At 66.7% G+C, this 23,534-nt stretch carries 23 protein-coding genes, 1 tRNA gene and 3 pseudogenes; 19 read left to right on the forward strand and 8 right to left on the reverse strand.

The annotated features are described in order from the left end of the window. The first annotated feature begins 9 nt into the window (after window positions 1-9). Complete coding sequence (gene panD, locus J2728_RS16535) at window positions 10-366, forward strand: aspartate 1-decarboxylase (protein WP_310000918.1); 357 nt, start codon at window positions 10-12, stop codon at window positions 364-366. A 3-nt stretch (window positions 367-369) separates the two neighbouring features. Continuing rightward, a complete protein-coding gene (locus J2728_RS16540; protein ID WP_310000919.1) occupies window positions 370-831 on the forward strand; it encodes a hypothetical protein in 462 nt (153 codons plus the stop codon). A gap of 128 nt (window positions 832-959) precedes the next feature. Here the strand turns inward: J2728_RS16540 and J2728_RS16545 are convergent, their stop codons facing one another. Continuing rightward, the gene (locus J2728_RS16545) at window positions 960-1,733 is read right to left on the reverse strand and encodes an SIMPL domain-containing protein (protein WP_310000922.1); all 774 of its coding nucleotides are present in this window, start codon (window positions 1,731-1,733) and stop codon (window positions 960-962) included. A gap of 149 nt (window positions 1,734-1,882) precedes the next feature. Here J2728_RS16545 and J2728_RS16550 point away from each other — a divergent pair. From J2728_RS16550 to J2728_RS16575, 6 genes and pseudogenes are all read left to right on the forward strand, one after another. Continuing rightward, window positions 1,883-1,958 (forward strand) — tRNA-Ile (locus J2728_RS16550). Between the two features lie 421 nt (window positions 1,959-2,379). Further along, window positions 2,380-3,126, forward strand: coding sequence for an NYN domain-containing protein (locus tag J2728_RS16555; RefSeq protein ID WP_310000923.1), 747 nt, complete (start codon window positions 2,380-2,382; stop codon window positions 3,124-3,126). Between the two features lie 552 nt (window positions 3,127-3,678). Further along, a pseudogene (locus J2728_RS16560) lies at window positions 3,679-3,909 on the forward strand (hypothetical protein); the annotation flags it as partial. 403 nt (window positions 3,910-4,312) lie between these two features. Beyond that, a pseudogene (locus tag J2728_RS16565) lies at window positions 4,313-5,632 on the forward strand (methyl-accepting chemotaxis protein); the annotation flags it as partial. A gap of 54 nt (window positions 5,633-5,686) precedes the next feature. After that, window positions 5,687-5,860, forward strand: a complete 174-nt coding sequence (locus tag J2728_RS16570) for a hypothetical protein (protein ID WP_310000924.1) — start codon at window positions 5,687-5,689, stop codon at window positions 5,858-5,860. A 3-nt stretch (window positions 5,861-5,863) separates the two neighbouring features. Beyond that, window positions 5,864-6,493 carry a hypothetical protein gene (locus J2728_RS16575; RefSeq protein ID WP_310000926.1) on the forward strand — a complete coding sequence of 210 codons (630 nt, stop codon included), beginning with the start codon at window positions 5,864-5,866 and terminating at the stop codon, window positions 6,491-6,493. A gap of 11 nt (window positions 6,494-6,504) precedes the next feature. On the opposite strand, the gene J2728_RS16580 is transcribed toward J2728_RS16575, so the two are convergent. Beyond that, window positions 6,505-7,656 (reverse strand): serine hydrolase domain-containing protein, encoded by a 1,152-nt coding sequence (locus tag J2728_RS16580; RefSeq protein WP_310000928.1) that lies wholly within the window; start codon window positions 7,654-7,656, stop codon window positions 6,505-6,507. Window positions 7,657-7,698: 42 nt separating this feature from the next. Between J2728_RS16580 and J2728_RS16585 the strand changes: the two genes are divergently transcribed. From J2728_RS16585 to J2728_RS16610, 6 genes and pseudogenes are all read left to right on the forward strand, one after another. Further along, entirely contained in the window at window positions 7,699-8,193 is a 495-nt protein-coding gene (locus J2728_RS16585) for a GAF domain-containing protein (RefSeq protein ID WP_310000930.1), read from the forward strand. A 54-nt stretch (window positions 8,194-8,247) separates the two neighbouring features. Beyond that, on the forward strand, window positions 8,248-8,772 hold the full coding sequence (locus J2728_RS16590; protein WP_310000933.1) for a flavin reductase family protein: 525 nt from the start codon (window positions 8,248-8,250) through the stop codon (window positions 8,770-8,772). A gap of 76 nt (window positions 8,773-8,848) precedes the next feature. Then, window positions 8,849-10,345 (forward strand): CoA-acylating methylmalonate-semialdehyde dehydrogenase, encoded by a 1,497-nt coding sequence (locus tag J2728_RS16595; protein ID WP_310000935.1) that lies wholly within the window; start codon window positions 8,849-8,851, stop codon window positions 10,343-10,345. Between the two features lie 10 nt (window positions 10,346-10,355). Continuing rightward, window positions 10,356-10,511 (forward strand): annotated as a pseudogene (locus J2728_RS16600) (hypothetical protein); the annotation flags it as partial. Further along, window positions 10,499-11,482, forward strand: coding sequence for a M15 family metallopeptidase (locus J2728_RS16605; protein ID WP_310000937.1), 984 nt, complete (start codon window positions 10,499-10,501; stop codon window positions 11,480-11,482). The pseudogene J2728_RS16600 and the gene J2728_RS16605, both read left to right, overlap by 13 nt. Then, window positions 11,479-12,621, forward strand: a complete 1,143-nt coding sequence (locus tag J2728_RS16610) for a hypothetical protein (RefSeq protein WP_310000938.1) — start codon at window positions 11,479-11,481, stop codon at window positions 12,619-12,621. The genes J2728_RS16605 and J2728_RS16610 overlap by 4 nt, the downstream gene beginning before the upstream one ends. Window positions 12,622-12,710: 89 nt before the next feature. On the opposite strand, the gene J2728_RS16615 is transcribed toward J2728_RS16610, so the two are convergent. The 4 genes from J2728_RS16615 to J2728_RS16630 form a co-directional block, all read right to left on the reverse strand. After that, window positions 12,711-13,451 carry an endonuclease III domain-containing protein gene (locus J2728_RS16615; RefSeq protein ID WP_310000939.1) on the reverse strand — a complete coding sequence of 247 codons (741 nt, stop codon included), beginning with the start codon at window positions 13,449-13,451 and terminating at the stop codon, window positions 12,711-12,713. Window positions 13,452-13,692: 241 nt separating this feature from the next. Further along, window positions 13,693-14,265: an NUDIX hydrolase gene (locus J2728_RS16620; RefSeq protein ID WP_310001209.1), complete on the reverse strand. Its 573-nt coding sequence runs from the start codon at window positions 14,263-14,265 to the stop codon at window positions 13,693-13,695. After that, entirely contained in the window at window positions 14,253-15,254 is a 1,002-nt protein-coding gene (locus J2728_RS16625; protein ID WP_310000941.1) for an inorganic phosphate transporter, read from the reverse strand. Before J2728_RS16625 ends, J2728_RS16620 begins: the two co-directional genes overlap by 13 nt. A 5-nt stretch (window positions 15,255-15,259) precedes the next feature. Beyond that, the gene (locus J2728_RS16630; protein ID WP_310000942.1) at window positions 15,260-15,904 is read right to left on the reverse strand and encodes a DUF47 domain-containing protein; all 645 of its coding nucleotides are present in this window, start codon (window positions 15,902-15,904) and stop codon (window positions 15,260-15,262) included. A 176-nt stretch (window positions 15,905-16,080) separates the two neighbouring features. On the opposite strand from J2728_RS16630, the gene J2728_RS16635 reads away from it, so the two are divergent. The 3 genes from J2728_RS16635 to upp are packed head-to-tail and all read left to right on the forward strand — an operon-like array spanning window position 16,081 to window position 19,402. Further along, entirely contained in the window at window positions 16,081-16,545 is a 465-nt protein-coding gene (locus J2728_RS16635) for a (2Fe-2S)-binding protein (RefSeq protein WP_310000944.1), read from the forward strand. Then, window positions 16,545-18,719 (forward strand): xanthine dehydrogenase family protein molybdopterin-binding subunit, encoded by a 2,175-nt coding sequence (locus tag J2728_RS16640; protein WP_310000946.1) that lies wholly within the window; start codon window positions 16,545-16,547, stop codon window positions 18,717-18,719. The genes J2728_RS16635 and J2728_RS16640 overlap by 1 nt, the downstream gene beginning before the upstream one ends. A 53-nt stretch (window positions 18,720-18,772) precedes the next feature. Beyond that, entirely contained in the window at window positions 18,773-19,402 is a 630-nt protein-coding gene (upp, locus tag J2728_RS16645; RefSeq protein WP_310000948.1) for a uracil phosphoribosyltransferase, read from the forward strand. 156 nt (window positions 19,403-19,558) lie between these two features. On the opposite strand, the gene J2728_RS16650 is transcribed toward upp, so the two are convergent. Beyond that, window positions 19,559-19,957 (reverse strand): Dabb family protein, encoded by a 399-nt coding sequence (locus J2728_RS16650; RefSeq protein WP_310000949.1) that lies wholly within the window; start codon window positions 19,955-19,957, stop codon window positions 19,559-19,561. A 153-nt stretch (window positions 19,958-20,110) separates the two neighbouring features. Here J2728_RS16650 and J2728_RS16655 point away from each other — a divergent pair, with 153 nt between their 5' ends. Continuing rightward, complete coding sequence (locus J2728_RS16655; RefSeq protein ID WP_310000950.1) at window positions 20,111-20,443, forward strand: hypothetical protein; 333 nt, start codon at window positions 20,111-20,113, stop codon at window positions 20,441-20,443. Between the two features lie 22 nt (window positions 20,444-20,465). Here J2728_RS16655 and J2728_RS16660 read toward each other — a convergent pair whose 3' ends face one another. Continuing rightward, window positions 20,466-21,359, reverse strand: coding sequence for a 5'-methylthioadenosine/S-adenosylhomocysteine nucleosidase (locus J2728_RS16660; protein WP_310000952.1), 894 nt, complete (start codon window positions 21,357-21,359; stop codon window positions 20,466-20,468). Window positions 21,360-21,506: 147 nt separating this feature from the next. On the opposite strand from J2728_RS16660, the gene J2728_RS16665 reads away from it, so the two are divergent. Continuing rightward, the gene (locus J2728_RS16665; protein ID WP_310000953.1) at window positions 21,507-23,534 is read left to right on the forward strand and encodes a hybrid sensor histidine kinase/response regulator; all 2,028 of its coding nucleotides are present in this window, start codon (window positions 21,507-21,509) and stop codon (window positions 23,532-23,534) included.

Genomic DNA, 23,534 nt, shown 5'->3' on the forward strand with positions numbered 1-23,534 from the left:
TTCCCCGCCATGCTCCTGACCATGCTGAAGGCCAAGCTGCACCGCGCCACGGTGACCCAGGCGGACCTCGACTACGAGGGTTCGATCGCCATCGACCGCGACCTGCTGGACGCCTCGGGCATCCTGCCCAACGAGCAGGTCGACGTGCTGAACATCACCAACGGCGCGCGTTTCACCACCTACGCCATCGAGGCCCCGCGCGGCTCGAAGGTCATCGGCGTCAACGGCGCGGCCGCGCGCCTGGTGCAGAAGAACGACCTCGTCATCGTGGTGACCTATTGCCAGATGCCGGCCGAGGAGGCGCGCAACTACGCCCCCACCGTCGTGTTGCTGGACGAAGGCAACCTGATCAAGATGGCGGCCTGACGCATGGTCCGTCGCCTGGCCCTGGTCGCGATCGCCGCCGCGGGCCTTTCGGCCTGCTCGGCCAAGCTGCCCGCCGACATCAACGAAGCCGCCCTGACCCAGGCGATCGGCAAGTCGATCGGCTCGCCGTCGACCTGCGTGATCGTGGCCGACGCGCAAGGGCGGACCGTCTGGCGCGGCGGCGGCTACATCACCTGCTCGCGCAACCTGCCGACCTGCCAGGGTGGCGAGACGACCACGGCGGCCGAGGTGCTCAAGGCGGGCCTGGGCAAGCCGGCCCGCTTCACCAGCTGCCCGACGACCGGCGTCAACACCGTCGGCTGGGCCGTCGGACCCGTGCCGACCGGCGAGGGCAAGCCCCAGCGCGACCTGACCTACGTGGCGGTCATGGAGGGCGAACGCGCCCTGCCGGGCCTGGAAATCAAGGAACGCGCCGAGCGCGCCTTCGAAAAGGCCGGGTTCTAAGAGCCGAAAAAGCTCGTGTCATCCCGGGCGGCGAAGCCGACCCGGGACCCAGGGGCGAGTGGCGGTGCGGCGACTCCTGGGTCCCGGATAGCGCTACGCGCTTCCGGGATGACACAGGATGAGAACGCCTACCGCGCCGCCTCGTACACGGCGCTGACGTCCACCCGCACCTTCAGCTCGCCGGCCGAGATGCTGGTCGAGTCGGCCATCTCGCGCTTGGCCATGGCGAACACCGGCATCGGCGCCGAGGGGGGCGTGTAGCCGCCGCCTTCGCTCAGATTGACCAGGCGCACGGCCTTGTAGCCGGTGGCGCGGCCATAGAGCTCGGCCTTGGCCTGCAGGGCCTTCACCGCCTCCAGCCGCGCGGCGTCCTCGGCCGCTTGCGGGTTGACCAGGCCAAAGCTGATGCCGTTAACGGTGTTGGCGCCCGCGCCGACGGCGGCGTCCACCGTCGCGCCCAGCTTGGCCAGGTCGCGCACGGTGATCGTCACCTGGTTCGAGGCCTGGTAGCCGGTCAGCTTCGGCGGCTGGTTCTGCTCGTAGGCGTACTGGGCGTTCAGGTTGAGGTTCGAGGTCTGGATGTCGCGCTCGGCGATCCCGGCCTTCTTCAGCGCGGCCATGGCCTGGTTCATCCGCGCGCCGTTGGCCTTCAGGGCCTCGCCGGCGGTCGGCGCTTCGGTCTGCACGCCAAGCGTGATGGTCGCCATGTCCGGCGCCACGCGGGTCTCGCCAAAGGCCGACAGGTTGAAGGTGGTGGCCTTGAACGCCGCGTCGGCGCTGGTCTGGGCCAGGGCCGGGGCGGCCGCGCCCATCAGCAGCGCGCCCCCCAGCAGGGCGGGGGCGGCGAAGGCGGCCATCAACTTGGCGGGGCCTTGGGCGGGGCGGCGAGCGGTGTTGGTCATCGTTTTTCTCCAGATCTGTCCGGCTCGGTCGAAGCGTGGCCAGGCAGCTATGGTTCCCTGATGACAGCTCCAACCTGAACCGGACCTTTAAGCCGCGTTCGGCCCGTGCTAATCCGCCGGCTCGCGTGCGCCGTGAAGCGACTCCGCGCGGGCCTGTAGCTCAATGGTTAGAGCCGACCGCTCATAACGGTCTGGTTGGGGGTTCGAGTCCCTCCGGGCCTACCAAAACCTCCGAAAATGATAACAATTACAATCGCTTAAAAAAGGTTAGTCAATTGCGGCCTATCACCCCTGTGAAAAAGGGGGCTGATCGCGCGGCCAAGCGTGCCGAATTTACGAACCGGTTCGCCACTGTCGAGGTTAAGCTGCGATGGCCCGATCAGCGCTAGCGAATGGACGCGTCAGGGCACCGCTGTTGGAGTATGAGCCGTTTTCCGCTCGGGCGGTTGCCGTGTTTACCGATGAGCGGCGCAGTTCTGGCATCTAGCAATACTCACCCGCGACTCAATTGAAGAGTATGTTATAGAGGGCCATGGTAAGCGACATGGCCTCCGTGGGTATCATTTCCTCGATGCTTCGGCGCGGGCAGACTGAGCCTCATTATCTATTCGTTGATGGTGGCTGTCTGCGAGCGACAATAAAAAACGTGTCCGACCGCTACAGCCCAGGCCGTCCTCTAGACTTGAAGCTAGCTGGGATAAAGGCGGGGTTCACCAAGGTATTCTATTACGATGCTTTGGAGGTTCGCGGGCGCGACGAACCGGAATCCGCTTACTTAGAGCGCACTAAGCCGCACCGCGACTTTCTAGACGAGCTAGCTGAAGTCGACGGCATTCATGTATACGAAGGAGATGCTCACAGAAGGCGAAAGCGTGGCCTAGAACAAAAGAAGGTCGACGTAATGATAGCGGTCGACATGCTCTCGCACACCTTTCGGCAAAACATGCAACGAGCCACGCTTCTTACCAGCGATGTGGACTTTAAGCCGTTGCTCGACGCTCTCGTACAGAACGGCATGTTTGTGACCCTTTGGTACCCGCCGGGCGATACGAACCGAGAGCTGATCAATGCGGCGGATGCGCGTCGCCCCCTCGGATTTCGCGAGCTCTATAATTTTACGACTGCGGAAACTCAGCAGAGACTTCCGCTTCCAATCCTGTCTTCCAAGGCAGATGTCGGATCAGGCATGTTGGATTACGCGCGCTGGAGCGAAGGGGCATCTGAATGCCGACTTTGCGTTCGGTCAGGCGAGTATCACCTATTGGTTGAGCGGTCTGACGCGCAGTTCCAGCGGGTCTCACACCCTGATGTCTTAGTGCTTCGTGCCTACGCGAGCGATTACCTGGGCCTTTCAATACCGCTCCAATTACCTGAGGTTCCGCTGGGAACTTGAAGGGGTGCGCGACTGAGCGCGTTGATTTCCGCGCAGCTCCTTCAGGATAGTTGAAAGGCACCATCCGGCTTGATGCTAATGCCCACTCTGCACCTATAGCCGTCATTGAGTCTGTCCGCCCACAGGCGACCAACAGTTGAATACTCGCTGTCCAAGGGCGGTGCCCGGCGTGCGGTTAGTCAGTTGGATGCTAAGATATTGATATCGTAGCATCCACGCGATGCGAGGTTAGGCACCATAAGTCCCTGAATTTATAGGGTTCCGCTTCGCCCTCCGGGCCTACCACCGCCTTCCGGATTTAAAGGGATGGCCGCGCCGTCCAGCACGACGCGCGAATTGTTCTTATTTTGTTCCGTTTTTCGATGCGTCGAGCTTCAGCCGCTTCGACGTCAAAACCGGACGCAGGCACCTCCGTCCCACCTCGACTCCGGCCGCGCCAATCGGCAGAGTCGTTAATGGCGAGGACGTTCCGAGCGCGGTCGCGGCCGCGGCGCGAAGACCGGAACAGTCCTTGAGCCATCACCCCAAGATCCCGGGCTGGAGGAGGCCTCGATGGACATCGATCCCGATCGCCTGCGCGCGGTCGTGGGCGCGTTGGGCGGCGTGGTCGTCTACGGCCTGGTGCAGATTGGCGCGTTGAGCGTCGCCGAGCGCGCGACGTCGCGCGACCTGATGATCCGCCTGGCCTGCGCCACCGGCGCGGCGATCATCGTCGCGGCCTTCCTGGTCAAGGCGGCGCTGCCGGTCATCCCCTGGCCGGCGGCGCGCGAGCCCTATCTGTTCGGCTTCGCGGTCGGCGCCTTCAGCTGGGAGCTGCTGCCCCTGGTGTTCAGCGTCGTGCGGCGCCGCGCCGCCGAGCGGGCGAAGAAGCTGTAATTTGGCCTCGGATCACCCCATCCACGCCTATCGCCAACGTGGTTAACGGGCGATTCAGGAATCGATCGTCAAAGAGGGTTAACAGCCATGGTTCTGGCCGGAGCCCGCGTTCATGTCCCGTCGATCGACCCTCTCTCGGAAGCTGATCCTGGCCACCGGCCTGACGATGGGCGCGCTGCTGATCGCGGCGGCGGGCGGCGTGGCGATGCAGGCCGGCGGCAGCTACGCCGTGGCGCTGACCTTGCTGGCGGCCGGCGGGGTGTTCGCCGTGGTGGTGCTGATCGCCCTGGCCATGACCGCCAAGGCGGTGGTCAAGAAGCCGCTGGGCGGGCTGTCGCGCTCGGTCGAGGCGCTGAGCGCGGGTCGGTATGACCAGGCCGTCCATGGCGTGGAGAGCAACGACGAGATCGGCGCCGTGGCGCGCGCCCTCGACGGTTTCCGCGACACCCTGGCCGAGGGCGAGCGCCGGAAGGCCGAGCGCGAGGCCCAGTGGGCCGCCGCCGAGGCCGAGCATCGTCGTCAGGCGCAAGAGGCCGCGGCCTTGGCGAACGCCCAGGCGCGCGCGGCCGACGCCGTGGGCGAGGGGCTGGAGCGCCTGGCCGAGGGCGACCTGATCTGGCGCATGCGCGAGGACGCCTTCCAGGGCGACGACGTCCAGACGCCCCGCGACTTCAACGCCGCGGTCGAAGATCTTCAGGCCACCTTGGCGGGCGTTCTCAACGCGGCCCGCAACATTCGCGGCGGCTGCGTCGAGATGGGCGACGCCGCCGAGGACCTGGCCCAGCGCACCGAGCGGCAGGCCTCGGGCCTGGCCCAGACCGCCGCGGCGCTCGACCAGATCACCGCCACCGTCAAGCGCAGCGCCGAGGGCGCCGAGCGGGCGCGGCAGGTGACCATTACCGCCAAGGCCGCCGCCGAGCGCAGCGGCACGGTGGTGACCGAGGCGGTCGAGGCCATGGGCGGCATCGAGAAGTCCTCGCAGTCGATCACCCAGATCATCGGCGTCATCGACGAGATCGCCTTCCAGACCAACTTGCTGGCCCTCAACGCGGGGGTCGAGGCCGCCCGCGCGGGTGACGCTGGTCGCGGCTTCGCCGTGGTGGCGCAGGAAGTGCGGGCTCTGGCTCAGCGCTCGGCCGACGCGGCCAAGGAGATCAAGGGCCTGATCACCGCCTCGAGCGACCAGGTCGGCAAGGGCGTCAAGCTGGTCGGCGAGACCGGCGACACCCTGCGCGAGATCCTGGTGCAGGTGGCCGAGATCAACGAACTGGTCGGCGACATCGCCGCCTCGTCCAAGGAGCAGGCCACGGGTCTCGCCGAGGTGAACCACGCGGTGAACCAGATGGACCAGGTGATCCAGCAGAACGCGGCCATGGTCCAGCAGTCCAGCGCCGCCAGCCGCGCCCTGGCCGATGAGGCCGCCGAGCTGGAGCGTCTGGTCGGCCGCTACCGGGTCGGCGCCGAGATCCACGAGATGCCCGCCCGCGTCGAGCGCCGTCCGGCCGCGCCGGCGCCCCGTTCGACGATCGCCGCGCCCACCCGCGAGACGTTCCGCCAGCGCTACGTCCAGGGCTCGAACGCCCTGAAAGTGGCCCCCAGCTCGCGTCCGGGTGAGTGGCAGGAGTTCTAGGGCGTTCGCGATTTGTCCCTTGCGCTTCGAGGGGCGACCGCGCACAGTCTTCGCATGGCGACCTCGACCAATTCAGCCTCGTCCAAGGCCGGTAAGCACGGCAGCCTCGTGGCTGGCCGCAGCGCGGCCACGGGCCGTTTCGTGCTGAGCCCGGCGTCGAAGGGAAGCTCGATCACGATCCGCGAAGTCAGCCGGGTCGCCAGGGACGTCCAGAGCAAGAAGAAATAGCCCTTGGCGGCCAAGACGGGGACATCGGCGGATGACGTGTTCATCAACTGCCCGTTCGACAGCGCCTACGGCCCGACCTTCAGGGCGCTGATCTTCGTTATCTACGCCTGCGGTTTCCGTCCTCGATCGGCGATGGAGCTCGACGACGGCGGCCAGACCCGCATCGACAAGCTTTATGGCCTGATCGGCGAGTGCCGCTACGGAATCCACGACCTTTCGCGGACGGAGCTCGACGCGGCCAACCAGCTTCCGCGCTTCAACATGCCGTTGGAGCTGGGGATTTTCCTGGGGGCCAAGCGTTTTGGCGGCAAGGCCCAGAGCGCCAAGCGCCTGCTGATCCTGGACGTCGAGCGCTACCGCTATCAGCGCTTCATTTCCGATCTCGCCGGCATGGACATTCACGGCCACGACGGCGACGCCACGGTGGCCTTGCGCAAGACGCGCGACTGGCTGGCCAACGTCTCGCGGCGCCAGTTGCCGAGCGCCGATCGCGTCGCGCGGCTCTTCCAGTCCTTCATGGCCGACCTGCCGGCGCTCGCCGAGGATCTCGAGTTCGACCCCGCGAACATCCCCTATGTCGACTTCGAACGCATGATCGTCGGCTGGCTGCTGACGGCGGGGCCGCCGACGTAGCGGCGGTTTAGTCACCGCGCCGTGAAGCGGTCCGAGACGAACTTGCCGAGCTTGCCCGCCAGGAACGGTGGCGCGACGTTGGTCAGCGTGACGATCACGCCCTCGCCGCCGTCGATGATCCGCAGGTCGCCGTTCATCCCGTCCGCGACTCCGTTGTGCCCAGGGATGGGGGAGGGGCCCGGATAGAGCGCGAAGCCGTATCCGTAATGCATGCCGTCGCCCAGATCCTGCCAGGGCGTCAGCAACAGCTTCCGGTGCGTCTCGTCCAGAAGTCCGCCGTCATGGAGAGCGATCGCGAACTTCAAGAAGTCCGGAGCGGTCGAATAGCCGCCGCCGGCCGACGTGCCTCGCCAAGGGAGACCATCGACTGGCCGGACACCCGTCTCGGTCTTCTCGTAGGCGACGGCTCGTCCAGTCACCGGCAGGCTTTCTGGCTCGAAACCCGTGTCGGTCATTCCGGCGGCCGCGAACACATGCTCCTGAAGGTAGTCGGGATAGGTCTGGCCCGACACGACTTCGATCACTCTGCCCAGAAGAATGAAGCCGTAGTTGGAGTAGTCGTTCTCCGCGCCGGGCTCAAAGGTCGCGGCGCGGCCGCCGTAAAGCGCCACATAGTCTTGCAAGGACCGCAGCTGGTCGCGCCTGGCGTCGAACGCAGGGCCGAAGATGTCGCCCGCGCCGCCGGTGTGGGTCAGCAGCTGATGCAGCGTGACCTTCCGGGCCCAGGCGGCGTTCGGATAGTCCTTCAGATAGGTGATCAGCGGCGCATTCAGGTCGACCTTGCCGGCTTGCGCGAGCTGAAGCACCGCGACGGCGGTGTGCATCTTGTTCATCGAGCCGACGCGAAACTTGGTCTTCAGCGTGTTGGGAATCCCGCGCTCGCGATCGGCCCAGCCCTGGGCGATGGCGACGATGGGCCTGCCCCGGCGCGCGACCAGCACGACCCCTGAATAGTCTTCGCCCATCTCGGCCAGTCGCCCCGCGACGGCCTTGGACAGCTCGGCGTCGGTTAGTCGAGCGGGCGCGGTCGAGGCGGGCTGTCCGAACGCGAGGGCGGGCGCGATCAACGCGGCGAGAGCGTACAGAAGGGCGAGGCGCATCATGTCGTCCGCTAGAGGTTGCTCGACGATGGCTTGGGCCGCGCCGCCTGTCCATCGCGGCAACTTCCCCCTCGCATCCCGCGCCCGCCGCGCTATATCCCCGCCATGGCCGAAGCGTTCAACGACATCACCCTCTCCGCCGACAAGGCGACCCGCTACGCCGAGGTCGCCGACGAGATCGCGTCCGTGCTGGAGGGCGAGAGCAACCTGACCGCCCGCATGGCGACGGTGGCCTCGATGCTGGCCAACAGCTTCGACCATTACTTCTGGACCGGCTTCTACGTCGTCGATCCGGCCAAGCCGCGCGAGCTGGTGGTGGGGCCGTATCAAGGCACGCTGGGCTGCCTGCGCATCGCCTTCGGGCGCGGCGTCTGCGGCGCGGCGGCCGAGACCGGCCAGACCCAGCTGGTGCCCGACGTCCACGCCTTTCCCGGCCACATCGCCTGCGACAGCCGCTCGGAGAGCGAGGTCGTCGTCCCGGTGTTCGACCCCCAGGGCCAGCTGATCGCCGTGTTCGACGTTGACTCCGACAAGCCCGCCGCCTTCGACGAGACCGACCAGGCTTGGCTGGAAAAGATCCTCAAGGCGACATTCGCTTGACCCACCGCGCGCCTCGGCTTGCCCCCGCCGCCGCTTTGCCCCACTGCTAGCGCGATGAGTAGGGCGGTTACGATCGAGCTGGGAGAAGGCGGCGTCCATGACGCCCGCGCCCTGCGCAACGCATTTGGATGCTTCACGACCGGCGTCACGGTCGTCACCACGATCGGTCAGGATGGCCAGCGCGTGGGGCTGACGGCGAATTCCTTCACGTCGGTGTCGCTGGACCCGCCCCTGGCGCTGATCTGCGTCGATCTGAAGTCCGCCAGCCTGCCGGCCCTGGACGCGGCGGGGCGCTTCGCCGTCAACGTGCTGCACGCCGAGCACCAGGAACTGGCCCGCCAGTTCGTGCGGAAGGACGTCGACCGCTTCACCGGGGTCGAGACCGAGACCTGGCGAACCGGCGTTCCGATCCTGCCCGGCTGCATGGCCAATTTCGAGTGCGAGACGCATCACACCTTCGACGCCGGGGATCACCGGGTCTATGTCGGGCGCGTGGTGAAGCTGCGCTACGACCCCGACCACGAGCCGCTCGTTTATCTGCAGGGCCGCTTCCGGCGGGTGCATGTCGATGCGGAGTAGGGCGGCATAATTTCGCGCGGTACGGCTTGGCCCGGGGATGCTATTGACGCGCAAAACAAGCGTTAGGGAGCGCATCATGCGAGACATCGCCCATTTCGTGAACGGCCAAGCCCTGGTCGGTTCGTCCGGCCGCTTCGGCGACGTCTTCAATCCCAATACCGGCGAGGTCCAGGCCCGCGTCCAGTTCGCGACCGACGCCGAGCTCGACGCCGCCGTCCAGGTCGCCGCCAAGGCCCAGGTCGGCTGGGCCCAGACCAATCCCCAGCGTCGCGCCCGGGTGATGTTCGAGTTCAAGCGCCTGATCGAGCGCGACATGAACACCCTGGCCGAGATCCTGTCGTCCGAGCACGGCAAGGTCATCGCCGACAGCAAGGGCGACATCCAGCGGGGCCTGGAGGTCATCGAGTTCGCCTGCGGCATCCCCCACATTCTCAAGGGCGAATACACCGAAGGCGCGGGCCCGGGCATCGACGTCTATTCGATGCGCCAGCCGCTGGGCGTCTGCGCGGGCATCACCCCGTTCAACTTCCCGGCCATGATCCCGATGTGGATGTTCGGCATCAGCATCGCCGTGGGCAACAGCTTCATCCTCAAGCCGTCGGAGAAGGATCCGACCGTGCCGGTCAAGCTGGCCGAGCTGATGATGGAGGCCGGCGCGCCCGCTGGCGTGCTGAACGTGGTCCATGGCGACAAGAGCGCCGTCGACGCCATCCTGACCCACCCGCTGATCCGCGCGGTCAGCTTCGTCGGCAGCAGCGACATCGCCCACTACGTCTATCAAACGGGCACGGCGCACGGGAAACGCGTCCAGGCCATGGGCGGCGCCAAGAACCACGGGATCGTCCTGCCTGACGCCGACCTCGACCAGGTGGTCAAGGACCTGTCGGGCGCGGCCTTCGGTTCGGCCGGCGAGCGCTGCATGGCCCTGCCGGTGGTGGTCCCTGTCGGCAAGAAGACCGGCGACGAATTGCGCGAGCGGATGGTCGCCGAGATCGGGACGCTGAAGGTCGGCGTCTCCACCGACCCCGACGCGCACTATGGCCCCGTGGTCAGCGGCCAACACCGGGCCAAGATCGCCGACTACATCCGCATCGGCCAGGAAGAGGGCGCCGAGCTGGTGGTCGACGGCCGCGAATTCCAGCTGCAGGGTTTCGAAAAGGGCTTCTTCATCGGCCCGTCGCTGTTCGACGGGGTCAAGAAGGGCATGAAGACCTATCACGAGGAGATCTTCGGCCCGGTGCTGCAGATGGTCCGCGCCGAGAGCATGGAAGAGGCCATGGCCCTGCCGTCCGAGCACCAGTACGGCAACGGCGTCGCCATCTTCACCCGCAACGGCCGCGCCGCGCGCGAGTTCGCCGCGAACGTGAACGTGGGGATGGTCGGGATCAACGTGCCGATCCCGGTGCCGGTGGCCTATCACACCTTCGGCGGCTGGAAGCGCTCGGCCTTCGGCGACACCAACCAGCACGGCGTCGAGGGCGTGAAATTCTACACCAAGGTCAAGACGGTGACCGCCCGCTGGCCCGAGGGCGACGTGGCGGATAGCAGCTTCGTCATCCCGACGATGAAGTAGCGATCACCCGTGTCATCCCGGCCGGAGCGCAGCGGAGAGCCGGGACCCAGGGGCGGCTTGCGCGGCGTTCCGTCACCCCCTGGGTCCCGGATCACGCCTTCGGCGCGTCCGGGATGACACGGTGGATTTGCCAAGCTTAGTGGAGTGTCCAACATGGCAGGTCTAGCACGCCGATCCTTCCTGGCGCTCGCCGCCGCCGCCTCCGTCGCGCCCACGGCCTTCGCCCAGACCCGCGCCGAGCGGGCGGCGATCGGCCAGTACGGCGACAAGGCCGCGCCGCTGACGGTGTTCGAAAAGGATGGCGCCCTGCATGTCGACGGCGCGGGCCAGGCCTCGGCCCGGCTGACGGCGACGGGGCGCGGCCGCTACGCGGTCGCCGGCGGCGGGGAGCTTGTTCTGGAGCCCGGCGCCGTCCAGCTGAACGGGACGCGGCTGGCCTTCCACGACTTCGGGGCCGAGACGGAGGCGGCGATCCACGCGGGTGTCCGGGCCGATCCCGCCGCGCTGCGCCGGCAGGCCTTGGCCGCGACGCCGCCCGTCGAGACGGGCGACTTCCTGCCCGCCGACCTCGTCGACCTGACCACGGTCGATCCCCGGATCAAGCTCGACATCCGCTACGCGGGCTCCAACAACTTCATGGGCATACCGCTCTACGAGCGCGCGGCGGCCTATCTGCAGCGGCCGGCGGCGGAGGCGCTGAAGCGGGCGCAGGCGGCGCTGGCGACCCAGGGTTATGGCCTGCTGATCCACGACGCCTATCGACCCTGGTTCGTCACCTGGATGTTCTGGGAGGCCACGCCGCCGGACGCCCGGATGTTCGTCGCCAACCCGGCCAAGGGCTCGCGCCACAACCGCGGCTGCGCCGTGGATCTGACGCTGTACGACCTGAAGACGAGGAAGGTCGTGGAGATGCCCAGCCGCTACGACGAGTTCTCCGGCCGCGCCCATGCCGACTTCGTGGGCGGGACGACGAAGCAGCGGGCGCTACGGGCAGTCCTGCGCGAGGCGATGACCGCCCAGGGCTTCGAGGTCTATGCCGAGGAATGGTGGCACTTCGACTTCAAGGATTGGCGACGGTACGCCATCGGGACGAAGACGTTCACGGAGCTGGGGGAGGGAGAGGAGATCGACGCATGACTAGGAGCGCTTTGGACGATGTGGTCAAAGTCCCTATTCATCTCGGATCAGTAAAAATATCGGGTATCGCCGCCTCAAGCGGTCGTCCGGGCGAGATGATGACTGTAATAACCCGATACGCAGGCACGTCTGATAACTACACGTTTCACCGTATCGCTAGCGGCATTGTCGATGTTCTCGCCCAAAACTCGAGTGATAGGGCCCTTGGATCTAGGGTCGAAGGAGCGTCTTTTGCTTTGGCTGTTATTAAAGCGGACGAAAGCGCTCAGCTGTATCTAGATAACACTGACGTGGTGATGAGCGCGCGCATCAAGCGTGATGTCAAAGCTGGCGAGGCTCTCTACCTTCAAGACATCAGCGATATTATCTCGATAGACTTTCCTAACGTTGAAATCGCATCCGAAGACCAGGTGATCGTTCTCTTTCGTGAGCGTTTCCGCCATGCATTGTACGTGAATTTGGGTCGCAACTTCGACCGCGGAGATATGACCAGTTCTCTAGGTCGGCTCCTACGCTATATGCGCTATACGGAAGCCTATGCCGTTCAATCAAATCCCGAGCTGTTCGACATCCTTATTGCGCGCGGCTGGTTCCCGTTCATCGAAATCAACCATCAGGAATTCGCCCATATCTTCGGCGCGCTGGACGATGAGACGGAATTGGATAAGGTCGAGCTTTCGACAGTGGAAGCCTTCACCGCGTCTCGCGTAGAAGCCATGTTGGAGCGATGGCTTCGGCAACCCGCCTTTAGGCGGCGTGAAGCAGTGTTGCGGGTCGGAGTCGAAGCATTTCTGGCCGGTTCTGCAATCGCCGCCATCAAGACTTTGATCACTGAAATAGAGGGCGTGCTTCAGGACGCCCACATTGAAGCCAAAGGTCTTAGCGCCAAGACTCGCGATCTAGTTGAGTTTGCCACTAGCAACGCTATCGCCCGAGCCGGTGCAAGCGATACCTTATCGTTGCCGCCGGAGTTTCAACGGTACCTGATGCTAAACATCTTCGAGAGTTTTGACCCTTTGGGTACCGATAGAGCCGCGCGTCATAGCGTTAGTCACGGGTCTGCACCGCCTGAAGCGTATACTATGAGGCGCGCCCTCCAGGTTTTGTTGACGTTGGATCAAATCAGCTTTTTGATCTGATGGCTTCTTGCGCGAGATACCGTGAGCCTGTCGAAACAAACTATAACATGAAATGAACTTCAGCGCCGTGAAGTTCACTTTGAATCGAATTAGTTATTGGACTCAACCTCGCGCGGCCGCCAACTCAGCACGTCGGCGCTGTGCCCAACCCCGACCTTGGCGCACATCGCCTTGACCGGGCACGCTCCGCACTTGGGCCCCTCATGCGGGCACAGCATTTGCCCCAGGCCCCGCTTCATCAGCCAGTGCAGCTCGAAGAGGTCGTCGGCGGTCCAGGCGTCGGGCGCCTGGCCCATCAGCGTGTGGTAGGTATGGGTCGTGTCGCCGGCGCCGACCAGGCCGATGCGCTTGGCGACGCGGTCGACGTGGCTGTCGACCACCAAGGCTCGCATGGCCAGATCGCTGAAGTTCAGCACGCAAGCGGCGACCTTGACCCCGACGCCGGGCAGGGCCTGCAGCTCCCAGCGGGCCTGGTCGACCGTCAGGCTCTTCAGGTGGCTCAGCGACAGCCAGCCGACCTTGTCGCGGATCATCCGCAGGGCGGTGGTCAGGTAACGGGCCTTGTCGGCGGGGAAGGTGACGTCCTCGATGATCCGCGCCACCGCGGCGACGGGCGCGTCGGCCAAGTCGTCCCAGTTCTTGAATTCGGCCCGCAGGCGCAGGAAGGCGCCCCACGAGACGGCGTCCAGCGTTCGGCCGCTGATCGACGATTTCACCAGCTGCGAGACCGGATCCATCCGCGTGACCGGCCGCTGTGGCCCGAACTCGCACAGCAGGGCGTCGCGCACACTCTCCAACGGCGAGCGGGCGAGGCTTAAGGATAGCTGCATGGGACACCGCCGCGCGAGAACATAATGGGAACATTATGTGCGTGGCGCGGAGTTGTCCACAGGGTTAAACGCATCCCGCCTCCCTAGGCCTTGTGCCTAGGGCCCAGCGTTCAGCAGGCCTTGAGCTGGAAGGGGCGCGCCTTCGCTCCCGGTGCGCATACATCTCCGCCGAGTCCAGCGGCGCCATGGGTCCTCGCCACAGGGGCGAGGAAGGCGGAGGTATTTTGGCGTTTGGGAGGAGCTACCGCCCGTAACGCCCCCACAGCGCGGTGATCCGGCGGCGAAGGCGCTGGAACGTCACGCGGCCCGGCGTCGGAGCGGGGGTCGGGTCGGGGTGGTCCTCTTCCGAGAGCTCCACGTCGGCGAAGCGGGCGATCAGGTCGCGCAGTTCGGGCTCCTGGACGGCGAGGGCGGCCTCGACCGGCGTCATCCATCGCAGGGTGCGCTGGCCCTTTTCCGGCCAGGTCGCGTGCTCGCCCGTCACCCGCAGGGGATAGACGTCGACCTTGACCAGCTTGGCCGCGCCGCTCTTCAGGCGCTTGAGGTACTCGTATTCGCCGGCGGGCTTGTCGGCGATGACGCCGTCGAGGCCGGCCTCCTCATAGGCTTCCTGGGCGGCGGCGGCGAAGTCGGTCTTACCCTTCATCGGCCAGCCCTTGGGGATCACCCAGCGGCGGGTCTCGCGCGAGGAAACCAGCAGGATGCGCAAGGCCTCGCCCTCACCCCGCCAAGGCAGGGCGGCGACTTGGCGGCGCTTGCCGCCACCGGACTTGCGTCCCTCCTGCTTGCCTCGCGAGGCCGTCACGTCATCCAGAACCCGAGATAGTAGAACCCCGCCGCCGTGAGGGCCGCCGCCGGCAAGGTGACGATCCAGGCGATGACGATGTCCTTGGCCACGCCCCAGCGTACGGCCGAGACTCGGCGCGAAGCGCCGACGCCTACAATAGCGCCTGTGATCGTGTGAGTCGTCGAGACCGGAACCCCAACATGGGTCGCCATGAACAACATGATCGCGCCGCCCGTCTCGGCGCAGAAGCCCTGCATGGGGGTCAGGCGGGTGATCTTGCTGCCCATGGTGTGGACGATGCGCCAGCCGCCGAACAGCGTGCCCAGCCCCATGGCGGTCTGGCAGGCGATGACGACCCAGAACGGAATCTCGCCCGGCTTGCCCGTGGCCCCGTGCGCGAACAGCAGGGCGGCGATGATGCCCATGGTCTTCTGGGCGTCGTTGCCGCCATGGCCCAGGCTGTAGAGGGCGGCGGAGACGAACTGGGCCTTGCGGAACACCTTGTCGGCGAAGAACGGCGAGCTCTTCACGAACAGCCACGACACGATCAGCACCAGCAGCAGGGCCAGCACGAAGCCCATGGTCGGCGAGACCACGATGCCGGCGGCCGTCTTGCCCAGGCCCGCCCACTGGATGGCCGACAGCCCGCCGACCTTGGCGATGGCCGCGCCGACCAGGCCGCCGATCAGGGCGTGCGAGCTGGACGAGGGGATGCCCGCCCACCAGGTCAGCAGGTTCCAGCTGATCGCGCCCATCAGGGCCGCGAAGATCAGCCGGTCGCTGATCACGTGCGGATCGACGATACCCGAGCCCACCATCTTGGCCACGTGCAGGCCGAAGAACAGGAAGGCGATGAAGTTGAAGAAGGCCGCCCACAGCACCGCCCACTTCGCCGACAGCACGCGCGTCGAGACGATGGTGGCGATCGAGTTGGCGGCGTCGTGCAGGCCGTTGAGAAAGTCGAACGCCAGGGCGACGACGACCAGGAAGACCAGGATCAGGAGCGTGGCGTCCACGGGGCTCAGACCTGCTCGACGACGATGCCGCTGATGCGGTTGGCGACGTCCTCGAAACGATCCATGACCTTCTCGAGGTGGCTGTAGATGTCGATGCCGACGATGAAGGTCATCGGATCACCCTGGCGGCTGGCCAGGAACAGGTCCTTGCGGCCCTGGTCGTACATGTGGTCGGACTGCTCCTCGATCTCGCGGATCCGGACCGAGATCTCGCTGAGCTTCTGAGCGTTCTGGCGCATCTTGGGCAGCAGGGCGACGGCTTCCTCGGTCAGCTTCGCGGCCTCGACGATGATGCCGGCCATCTCCTTCATCTGCGGCTCGAAGCTCTTGACCTCGAACAGGCTGACGACCTTGGCGGTCTTGCGCATCTGGTCGATGGCGTCGTCCAGCGAGGTGGTCAGGTCCTGGATGTCGCTGCGGTCGAAGGGCGTGATGAAGCTGCGGCGAACGGCCAGCATCACCTGGCGGGTGATGTCGTCGGCTTCTTCCTCGTGGCGATAGACGCGGGCGCTGGCGGCCTCGACGGCGTCGCCGCCCTCGGTCATGTCGCGCAGGGCGTGGGCGCCGTCCACCAGCGTCTTGGCGTGGGCGGAGAAGAGGTCGAAGAACGCGTCTTCCTTCGGCATGACGGCCTTGAACAAGCCCAGCATGGTGTCGGTCTTTCCTTGCGAGATCGCGTTCGTCCGTGGTCGGATCGCCGCGCGGCGCACCGGAACCACGGAAGGATTTGGCCGTCAAATCCTATCTGTGAAACTTATGTGACAGTTCTCGCGCGAGCGGCCAGCTTGAGGCAGATTGGGGTGTCTCAGAGAACGGGAGTCTCCGCATGGCCTTCACGCTGACCGTCAATGGTGAACCCAGGACAGCCGACGTGGACGGCGATACGCCGCTGCTTTGGGTGCTACGCGACACCCTGGGCCTCGTGGGCGCCAAGTTCGGCTGCGGCGCGGCCCTGTGCGGGGCCTGCACGGTGCACCTGGACGGCGCCCCCATCCGCTCGTGCGCGACTCCGGTCAGCGAGATCGGCGGCAAGAAGATCACCACCATCGAGGGGATCGGCAAGACGCCGGTCGGCGCCAAGGTCCAGGAAGCCTGGAAGACGATCGACGTGCCCCAGTGCGGCTATTGCCAGGCCGGCCAGATCATGTCGGCGACCGCGCTGCTGGCCGCCAAGCCCAAGCCCACCGACGCGGACATCGACGAAGCCATGAACGGCAACCTTTGCCGCTGCGCGACCTACATCCGCATCAAGAAGGCGATCAAGGTCGCCGCTGGCCAGGAGAAGGCGTGATGGACGGCGAGATCCTCCGCGACCCGACCCGTCGCTTCGTGCTGCAAAGCGGCGCGGCCGCTGGCGGCGGCCTGCTGCTGAGCTTCACCATGACCGCCGAGGGCCAGGCGGCCGGCGACACCAAGGTGAACGCCTATGTCCGCATCGCGCCGGACGACAAGGTCACGATCGCCTCCAAGGTCCCGGAGGTGGGGCAGGGGATCAAGACCGCGCTGCCGATGCTGATCGCCGAGGAACTGGACGTCGACTGGTCGGCGGTGACGGTCGAGCAGGCCATCGCCGACAGCAAGATCTACGGCCGCCAAGTGGCCGGCGGCAGCATGGCGACGACGTTGGAGTACGATGGCCTGCGACGCGTCGGCGCTAGCGTCCGGGCCCTGCTGATACAGGCCGCCGCCGCCCGTTGGAGCGTCCCGGCCGACAGCCTCTCGACCGAGCTGGGCGTCGTGGTCCATGCCGCCAGCAAGCGCCGGGCGTCTTACGGCGAGCTGGCCGGCGACGCCGCCAAGCTGACCCCGCCCGATCCCAAGTCCCTGACCCTGAAGGACCCCAAGGCCTTCCGGATCATCGGCAAGAGCCACAAGAGCCAGAACCTCGACGCCATCACGACGGGCGCGCCGACCTTCGGCATCGACACGCGCCTGCCGGGCATGCTGTACGCCACCTTCGCGAAGGCCCCGGTCTATGGCGCCAAGGTCGCCAGCGTCGATCTGGCGCCGGCCAAGGCGGTCAAGGGCGTCAAGGACGCCTTCGTCGTCGAGGGCGGCGATAACCTGCTGAGCATCCTCCCCGGCGTCGCCGTGGTCGCCGACAGCTGGTGGGCCGCCCGCAAGGGCCGCGAGGCGCTGGACATCAAGTGGGCCGACCATCCGACCGCCGCCCAGAGCAGCAAGGGCTTCGAGGCCAAGGCCGCCGAGCTCTCCAAGGCGCCGCCGCACCGCACCCTCCAAAACGACGGCGATGTCGACGCGGCGCTGAAGAGCGCGGCCAAGACGGTCAGCGCCGCCTACAGCTATCCGTTCATCGCCCACGCGCCGATGGAGCCGCAGAACTGCACCGCTAGGGTCGAGAATGGGAAGGTCGAGATCTGGGCCCCGACCCAGAACCCCGAGGCCGGCCGCGCCCTGGTCGCCAAGGCCCTGAACGTCGACCCCTCGGCCATCACCATCCACCTGATCCGCGGCGGCGGTGGTTTCGGCCGTCGTCTGATGAACGACTACATGGTCGAGGCCGCGGTGATCGCCTCAAAGGTCGCCGCCCCGGTCAAGCTGGTCTGGACCCGCGAGGAGGACATCCAGCACGACTTCTACCGTCCCGCCGGCTGGCACAACTTCACCGCCGGCCTGGACGCGAGCGGCGCGGTGGTCGCCTGGAAGGACCACTTCGTCACCTTCGGCGAGGGCGAGACCTTCAACCTGTCCGCCGGCATGAACTCGACGCAGTTTCCGAGCCGGGCGGTGGCCAACTACCGCCACGACGTCTCGGTGATGCCGCTGGGCTTCCCGACGGGCTATCTGCGCGCGCCGGGCAACAACGCCTTCGGCTTCGTGATCCAGGGCTTCACCGACGAGCTGGCCCACGCCGCGGGCAAGGACCCGGTCGCCTTCCGCCGCGAGATGCTGGGCGCGCCGCGCCTGCTGGGCGAGCCGGGCAAGGGCGACAGCTTCGACACCGGCCGCATGCGCGGCGTTCTCGACCTCGCCGCCGAGATGTCCGGCTGGGGCCGCAAGGTGCCCCAGGGCACGGGCCTGGGCGTGGCCTGCCACTACAGCCATCTCGGCTATGTGGCGGTGGTCATTCAGGCCAGCGTCAAGGACGGGGCGATCAAGCTCGACAAGGCCTGGGCCGCGGTCGACTGCGGCCGCCAGATCGTCAACCCGGCGGGCGCCGAGCAGCAGGTGCAGGGCTCGGTGCTCGACGCCATCGGCGCCGCCCTCTACCAGGGCATGACCTTCGAGAACGGCGCGGCCGTGAACAGCAACTTCGGCGACTTCCCGTTGCTGCGCATGGCCGACGCGCCGCCGGTCGAGGTGCGCTTCAAGCTGTCGGACAACAATCCGACGGGCCTGGGCGAGCCGGCCTATCCGCCGACCCCGGCCGCGCTGGTCAACGCGCTCTTCGCCGCCACCGGCAAGCGCATCCGGTCCCTGCCGATCGGCGATCAACTGGCCTGAGTTCGAGCCTGCGTGCTAGGAGCGTTCAGACACGCTCCTAGCCAGGTCCCGCCATGTCCCAGGTCACCGTCGTCAATCATCCGCTGGTCCAGCACAAGCTGACGCGGATGCGGGACAAGACAACCTCGACCAAGACCTTCCGCGCGCTGATGCGCGAGACGGCGACGCTGCTGTGCTACGAGGTCACCCGCGACCTGCCGATGGACCAGGTCGAGATCGAGACGCCGGTCGCCAAGGCCAGCGCCTACGAGATCGGCGGCAAGAAGCTGGTTTTCGCCCCGATCCTGCGGGCGGGTCTTGGCATGTGCGAGGGGATGCTGGACCTCGTCCCGTCGGCGCGCGTCGCCCACATCGGCCTCTACCGCGACCACGAGACGCTTGAGGCCATCGAGTACTATTTCAAGGCGCCCGAGGACATCTCCGGGCGCCTGACGATCGTGGTCGATCCGATGCTGGCCACCGGCCATTCCGCCATCGCCGCGATCGCGCGCCTGAAGCACTACGGCGTCACCAACCTGCGCTTTGTCTGCCTGTTGGCGGCCCAGGCCGGCGTCGACGCCCTGCGCGAGGCCCACCCCGACGTGCCGATCTGGACGGCGGCGATCGACGAAAAGCTCAACGAGCACGGCTACATCGTTCCGGGCCTGGGCGACGCCGGCGACCGCACGTTCGGGACGCGGTAGGGGCTTACCATTTCCGCGTCATCCCGGCCGGAGCGTAGCGTAGAGCCGGGACCCAGGGGCGGCGCGTACGGCGCTCTTGCAACCCCTGGGTCCCGGATAGCCTCCGCGAGGCTTCCGGGATGACACGCGTTTTTAGAGGCTAGGGCGTCCGTCCTTTCACACCGCCAACGAGTCGTAGACCACGACCTTGCTCCAGAGGTGGCCGCAGTCGGCGACGAACTTCTGGTGCAGCGGGTGGGTCTGATAGCGGTCCTGGTCCTCGACGCTCTTGAAGACCATCAGCTCGGAGACGTCGTAACTGTTGTCGATCACGTCGCGCTTCTCGGTCGAGGCCGGGACGCCGACGTGCAGCTGCTGGATGAAGTCGATCGCCTTCAGCGCCTTCAGGCCCGCGATCAGCTTGTCGCGATCGGCCTTGGCGCCGGGGGTCTTGAGCCAGAAGAACACCTGGTGGAGCACGATGGGGGCGCCGGTCGCGGCGCTCGCCGGCGTGGCGAGGGCGGCGCCGGCCGCGAGGCCGCCGGAGATGAGGACGCGGCGATCGAAAGACGACATGGGCGGTTCCTGCTTCGGGCGCGGCTAGGTCGCGCGATGCGGCAAGGATGACCAGCGGTTGACGCGATTGCCAAGGGGACAGGTGGAAACTAGGCCTTTACCGAAAATGTCCAACCTATCCTCTGACAACTCCAGGTGGATTGGTCGGTCGCGATGATGAAGTTGCTTTGCTCGGGCGCGCTGATGTTCGCGGTTCTCGCCGGCTCCGCGAAGGCGGATCTGCGCCTGACGACCTATGAAACGGTCAAGGCTCCCGACAAGGTTCGCGGCTGCATCGCGCGCGTTCTTCGCGACTCCAAGCCGGCCGTGACGCCGTTCACGGCCTCGCCGCGCAATGAAGGATGGACAATCGAGTTCTCGTATCGAGGACGCCGGGCCTCGGTTTTTGTTTCCGCGGCGGCCAGGGGCGGATCCTGGGTCGTGTATCCAACCCAGATCGCGATCGATAACGAGGCGCTTGCCCAGTCGATCGAGGACTGCGGCTGACAATCGCGAGGGAGCCGCGCGCCTAGTTCGGCAGCGCCTTGACGAACGCCTTCACCACCGTCGCCGAATTGTCCGAGGCCAGGGCCATGAAGGTGTGCATCTCATTTGCGCCCGCGCCGCCGCCGGCCAGGTCCGACAGGCTGCGGAAGGCGATGAACGGGGTCTTGTTGACCAGGGCGACGTGAGCCACTGCGGCGCTCTCCATGTCGACCAGCCGGGCCTCGAAGGCCGAGCGCAGGTATTTGCGATAGGCGGCGTTGTCCAGGAACACCGGGGCCGAGACGCCCGCGCCGCCGATCACCACCTTGGGCGGATGGACCAGGCACTTGTCGGCGGCGCAGCGCTGCAGGGCCACCGAGGCGGCGACCGTCTTGGCGGTCTCCAGCAGGGTCGGATCGGACGGGAACCACACGCGGCCGTCCGGCGCCGAGGGCAGGACGATCGCGCGCGGGAAGATCATGCCGTAGTTGGGCAGGGTGCTGTTGCGGATGCTGGCCGAGACCTCGAAGCCCTTGTCGGTCTCGCGGGCGAAGGCGCTCTCCAGGTTTTGCGCCCAGCGGTCGGCCACCACGACGTCGCCGATGTCGAGGCCCTCGTCGACGCCGCCGGCGATGCCCGAGAAGACGATGCGGGTGATGTTGAAGCGGTCCAGCGCCATCTGGGTGGTCATGGCCGCGTTGACCATGGAGACGCCGCTGAGGAACACCACCACCGGCTTGCCCTCCATCTGGCCGGTCATGAACTTCACGCCCTGGACGTCGAAGGTCTTCTGGTCCTGGGTCGCGGCGTTCAGCGCGCCGATCTCGGGCGGGAAGGCCGAGATGACCGCCACGCGCGGCGTCTCGTCCAGGCGCTGGGCGAGGGCGGGCGAGGCGAAAAGCGCGACGAAGGCGAGGACGAGGGCGGGCAGGCGCATGGCGAATCCTTGTGGCGCGCGGAACTTAGCGGCTCGCCCGGGGCAACCCAAAGCCCTAAGCGGCGGAAACACAGAACGGGGATCGCGCCGCTCGCATAGCGAGAACCGGAGTTGCGAAGGCGAGTGTGTGTTGGCAATGTGGATGACATGCCCGTGCGATCAGGCTTGCCGCTGAACCTGGGACGACCGAAGGGAGCTCTGCTGGTGCTCGCCTTCGGGGTGGCGGTGTTCGCGCTCGCGACCCTGTCCATAGAATTGCCCAGGCGGCCCGGACACAGCTCGCCGGTCTGGATGCCCAACGCGCTGATCGCCACCGCGTTGTTGAGAACGTCGCGTGATCAATGGCCAATGTTGCTCGCCACCGCCGGCGTGGCGTGTTGGGGCGCCGCCGTGGCGCTCGGCGCGGCGATGGGCTTGGCCCTCGGCTTGACCGCCGCCAACCTTATCGAATGCCTGCTGTGCGCCGTCGTGCTGCTCAAGCTGGTGGGCCCGGACCTATCGGTCGGCCGTCCGCGGCATCTGGCCTTCGTCGTCGCGGCGAGCCTGGGCGCCACCGTGGTTTCCGGAGGGCTAGCGGCCCTGGTCTTCTGGGTGCTGCGCGGCGGCGATCATCTAGGCTTGCGAGCGGTCAGCTGGATCGCGGGGAACGCCTTGGGGCTTCTGACCCTGGTCCCATGCCTCTTGGCGCTGAGCCGGGCCCGCGAGCTCCTGAAGGAGCGCCCGGTGACCCGCGGCGGCTGGCTGGCCCTGGCGGCTCTGACGATCACGTCGATCGCCGTGTTCGCGCAGAGCCGCTATCCGCTGTTGTTCGTCATTCCGCCGGCCCTGGCGCTGTTGGCTCTGGAGCTGGAGGTGCTGGGGGCGGCTCTAGGCGTGATCATCGTGGGCGCCGTGGCGGTGTGTTTCACCGGCGCTGGCTCTGGGCCGATCACCCTGGTGCAAGGCGATCTGACGGAGCGCGCGCTTTTCCTGCAGCTGTTTCTGGGCGTGTCCATCCTGTCGTCGCTGCCCTTGGCTTCGAGCAGTGCTCAGCGCCGCCGTCTTCAAGCAAAGGCCGAGGAGGCCGCCCACGTCAAAGCCGATTTTCTGGCCAATATGAGCCACGAGCTTCGGACGCCGCTGACGGCGGTGCTGGGTTTCGCGCAATTGGTCGAGCGGCAGCCCGAACTCAGCCCGGAAACCCGCGCCTATGTCCAGCGCGTGACCAGCGCCGGCAAGGCGTTGCGGGCGACGATCAACGACATTCTCGACTTCTCCAAGCTGGAGGCCGGTCAGGCCGACATCAAGCCGCAGCCGATGTCGGTGGCCGAGCTGACCCGCGAGGCGGTCGAAATGTTCGCGGCCCAGGCGCGGGAGAAGGGCGTTGTGCTCCGCCTGGCCGACCTATCCAAGCTGCCGCCCCTGATCGAGGCCGATCCCGATCGTTTGAGGCAGGTCCTGCTGAACCTGATCGGCAACGCCGTGAAGTTCACGGAGATCGGCGAGATCGCGGTTCAGGCCGATGTGGACCCCCGCGCGGGTCACATCGTGTTCGAGGTTTCCGACACGGGGCCTGGCATGAGCGCCGACCAGAGCAAGCGCCTCTTCCAGCGCTTTTCGCAGGTCGACGCCGGGGCGGCGCGCAAGCATGGCGGCACGGGGCTGGGACTGGCGATCTGCAAGGGGCTGGTGGAGGCGATGGGCGGGACGATCGGCGTGGACAGCCGGCCCGGCGAGGGATCTCGCTTCTGGTTCACGATCCCGGCGATCCCGGCCGAGCCGGCGAGCGAGCCCGCGACGCCGACGGAGGTCATCAGCCTGCCCGAGGATTGCCGGGTCCTCGTCGTCGACGACAACACCGCCAACCGCCAGCTGGTTCGCGCGATCCTGACGCCGTTCGGCGCTGTTCTGACCGAGGCCGCCGACGGCGACGAGGCGATCGAAGCGGCGGAAGCCAAGCCGTTCGACATCATCCTGATGGACCTGCGAATGCCGAGGATGGACGGCCGGACGGCGACCGCGCGCATTCGGGCGGGGCCGGGCGTCAATCGCCGAAAGCCGATCCTGGCCTTCTCGGCGGACGCGTCGGCGCCGATCGCCGACCCGCTGTTCAGCGGCCACGTGAACAAGCCGATGACCGCGTCGGGCCTCGTTCAGGCCATGTCTCAGGCGATCGCCAACGGCAGGGCGGCCTGA

The sequence above is a fragment of the Caulobacter segnis genome, from assembly GCF_031454995.1.
Classification (GTDB): domain Bacteria; phylum Pseudomonadota; class Alphaproteobacteria; order Caulobacterales; family Caulobacteraceae; genus Caulobacter; species Caulobacter segnis_E.

Coding starts and splice junctions, on each gene's coding strand:
- panD (WP_310000918.1), top strand. CDS start 10: ATGCTCCTGACCATGCTGAAGGCCAAGCTGCACCGCGCCACGGTGACC.
- J2728_RS16540 (WP_310000919.1), top strand. CDS start 370: ATGGTCCGTCGCCTGGCCCTGGTCGCGATCGCCGCCGCGGGCCTTTCG.
- J2728_RS16545 (WP_310000922.1), bottom strand. CDS start 1,733: ATGACCAACACCGCTCGCCGCCCCGCCCAAGGCCCCGCCAAGTTGATG.
- J2728_RS16570 (WP_310000924.1), top strand. CDS start 5,687: ATGGCGACCTCGACCAATTCAGCCTCGTCCAAGGCCGGTAAGCACGGC.
- J2728_RS16585 (WP_310000930.1), top strand. CDS start 7,699: ATGGCCGAAGCGTTCAACGACATCACCCTCTCCGCCGACAAGGCGACC.
- J2728_RS16590 (WP_310000933.1), top strand. CDS start 8,248: ATGAGTAGGGCGGTTACGATCGAGCTGGGAGAAGGCGGCGTCCATGAC.
- J2728_RS16595 (WP_310000935.1), top strand. CDS start 8,849: ATGCGAGACATCGCCCATTTCGTGAACGGCCAAGCCCTGGTCGGTTCG.
- J2728_RS16605 (WP_310000937.1), top strand. CDS start 10,499: ATGGCAGGTCTAGCACGCCGATCCTTCCTGGCGCTCGCCGCCGCCGCC.
- J2728_RS16610 (WP_310000938.1), top strand. CDS start 11,479: ATGACTAGGAGCGCTTTGGACGATGTGGTCAAAGTCCCTATTCATCTC.
- J2728_RS16615 (WP_310000939.1), bottom strand. CDS start 13,451: ATGCAGCTATCCTTAAGCCTCGCCCGCTCGCCGTTGGAGAGTGTGCGC.
- J2728_RS16630 (WP_310000942.1), bottom strand. CDS start 15,904: ATGCTGGGCTTGTTCAAGGCCGTCATGCCGAAGGAAGACGCGTTCTTC.
- J2728_RS16635 (WP_310000944.1), top strand. CDS start 16,081: ATGGCCTTCACGCTGACCGTCAATGGTGAACCCAGGACAGCCGACGTG.
- J2728_RS16640 (WP_310000946.1), top strand. CDS start 16,545: ATGGACGGCGAGATCCTCCGCGACCCGACCCGTCGCTTCGTGCTGCAA.
- upp (WP_310000948.1), top strand. CDS start 18,773: ATGTCCCAGGTCACCGTCGTCAATCATCCGCTGGTCCAGCACAAGCTG.
- J2728_RS16650 (WP_310000949.1), bottom strand. CDS start 19,957: ATGTCGTCTTTCGATCGCCGCGTCCTCATCTCCGGCGGCCTCGCGGCC.
- J2728_RS16655 (WP_310000950.1), top strand. CDS start 20,111: ATGATGAAGTTGCTTTGCTCGGGCGCGCTGATGTTCGCGGTTCTCGCC.
- J2728_RS16660 (WP_310000952.1), bottom strand. CDS start 21,359: ATGCGCCTGCCCGCCCTCGTCCTCGCCTTCGTCGCGCTTTTCGCCTCG.
- J2728_RS16665 (WP_310000953.1), top strand. CDS start 21,507: ATGCCCGTGCGATCAGGCTTGCCGCTGAACCTGGGACGACCGAAGGGA.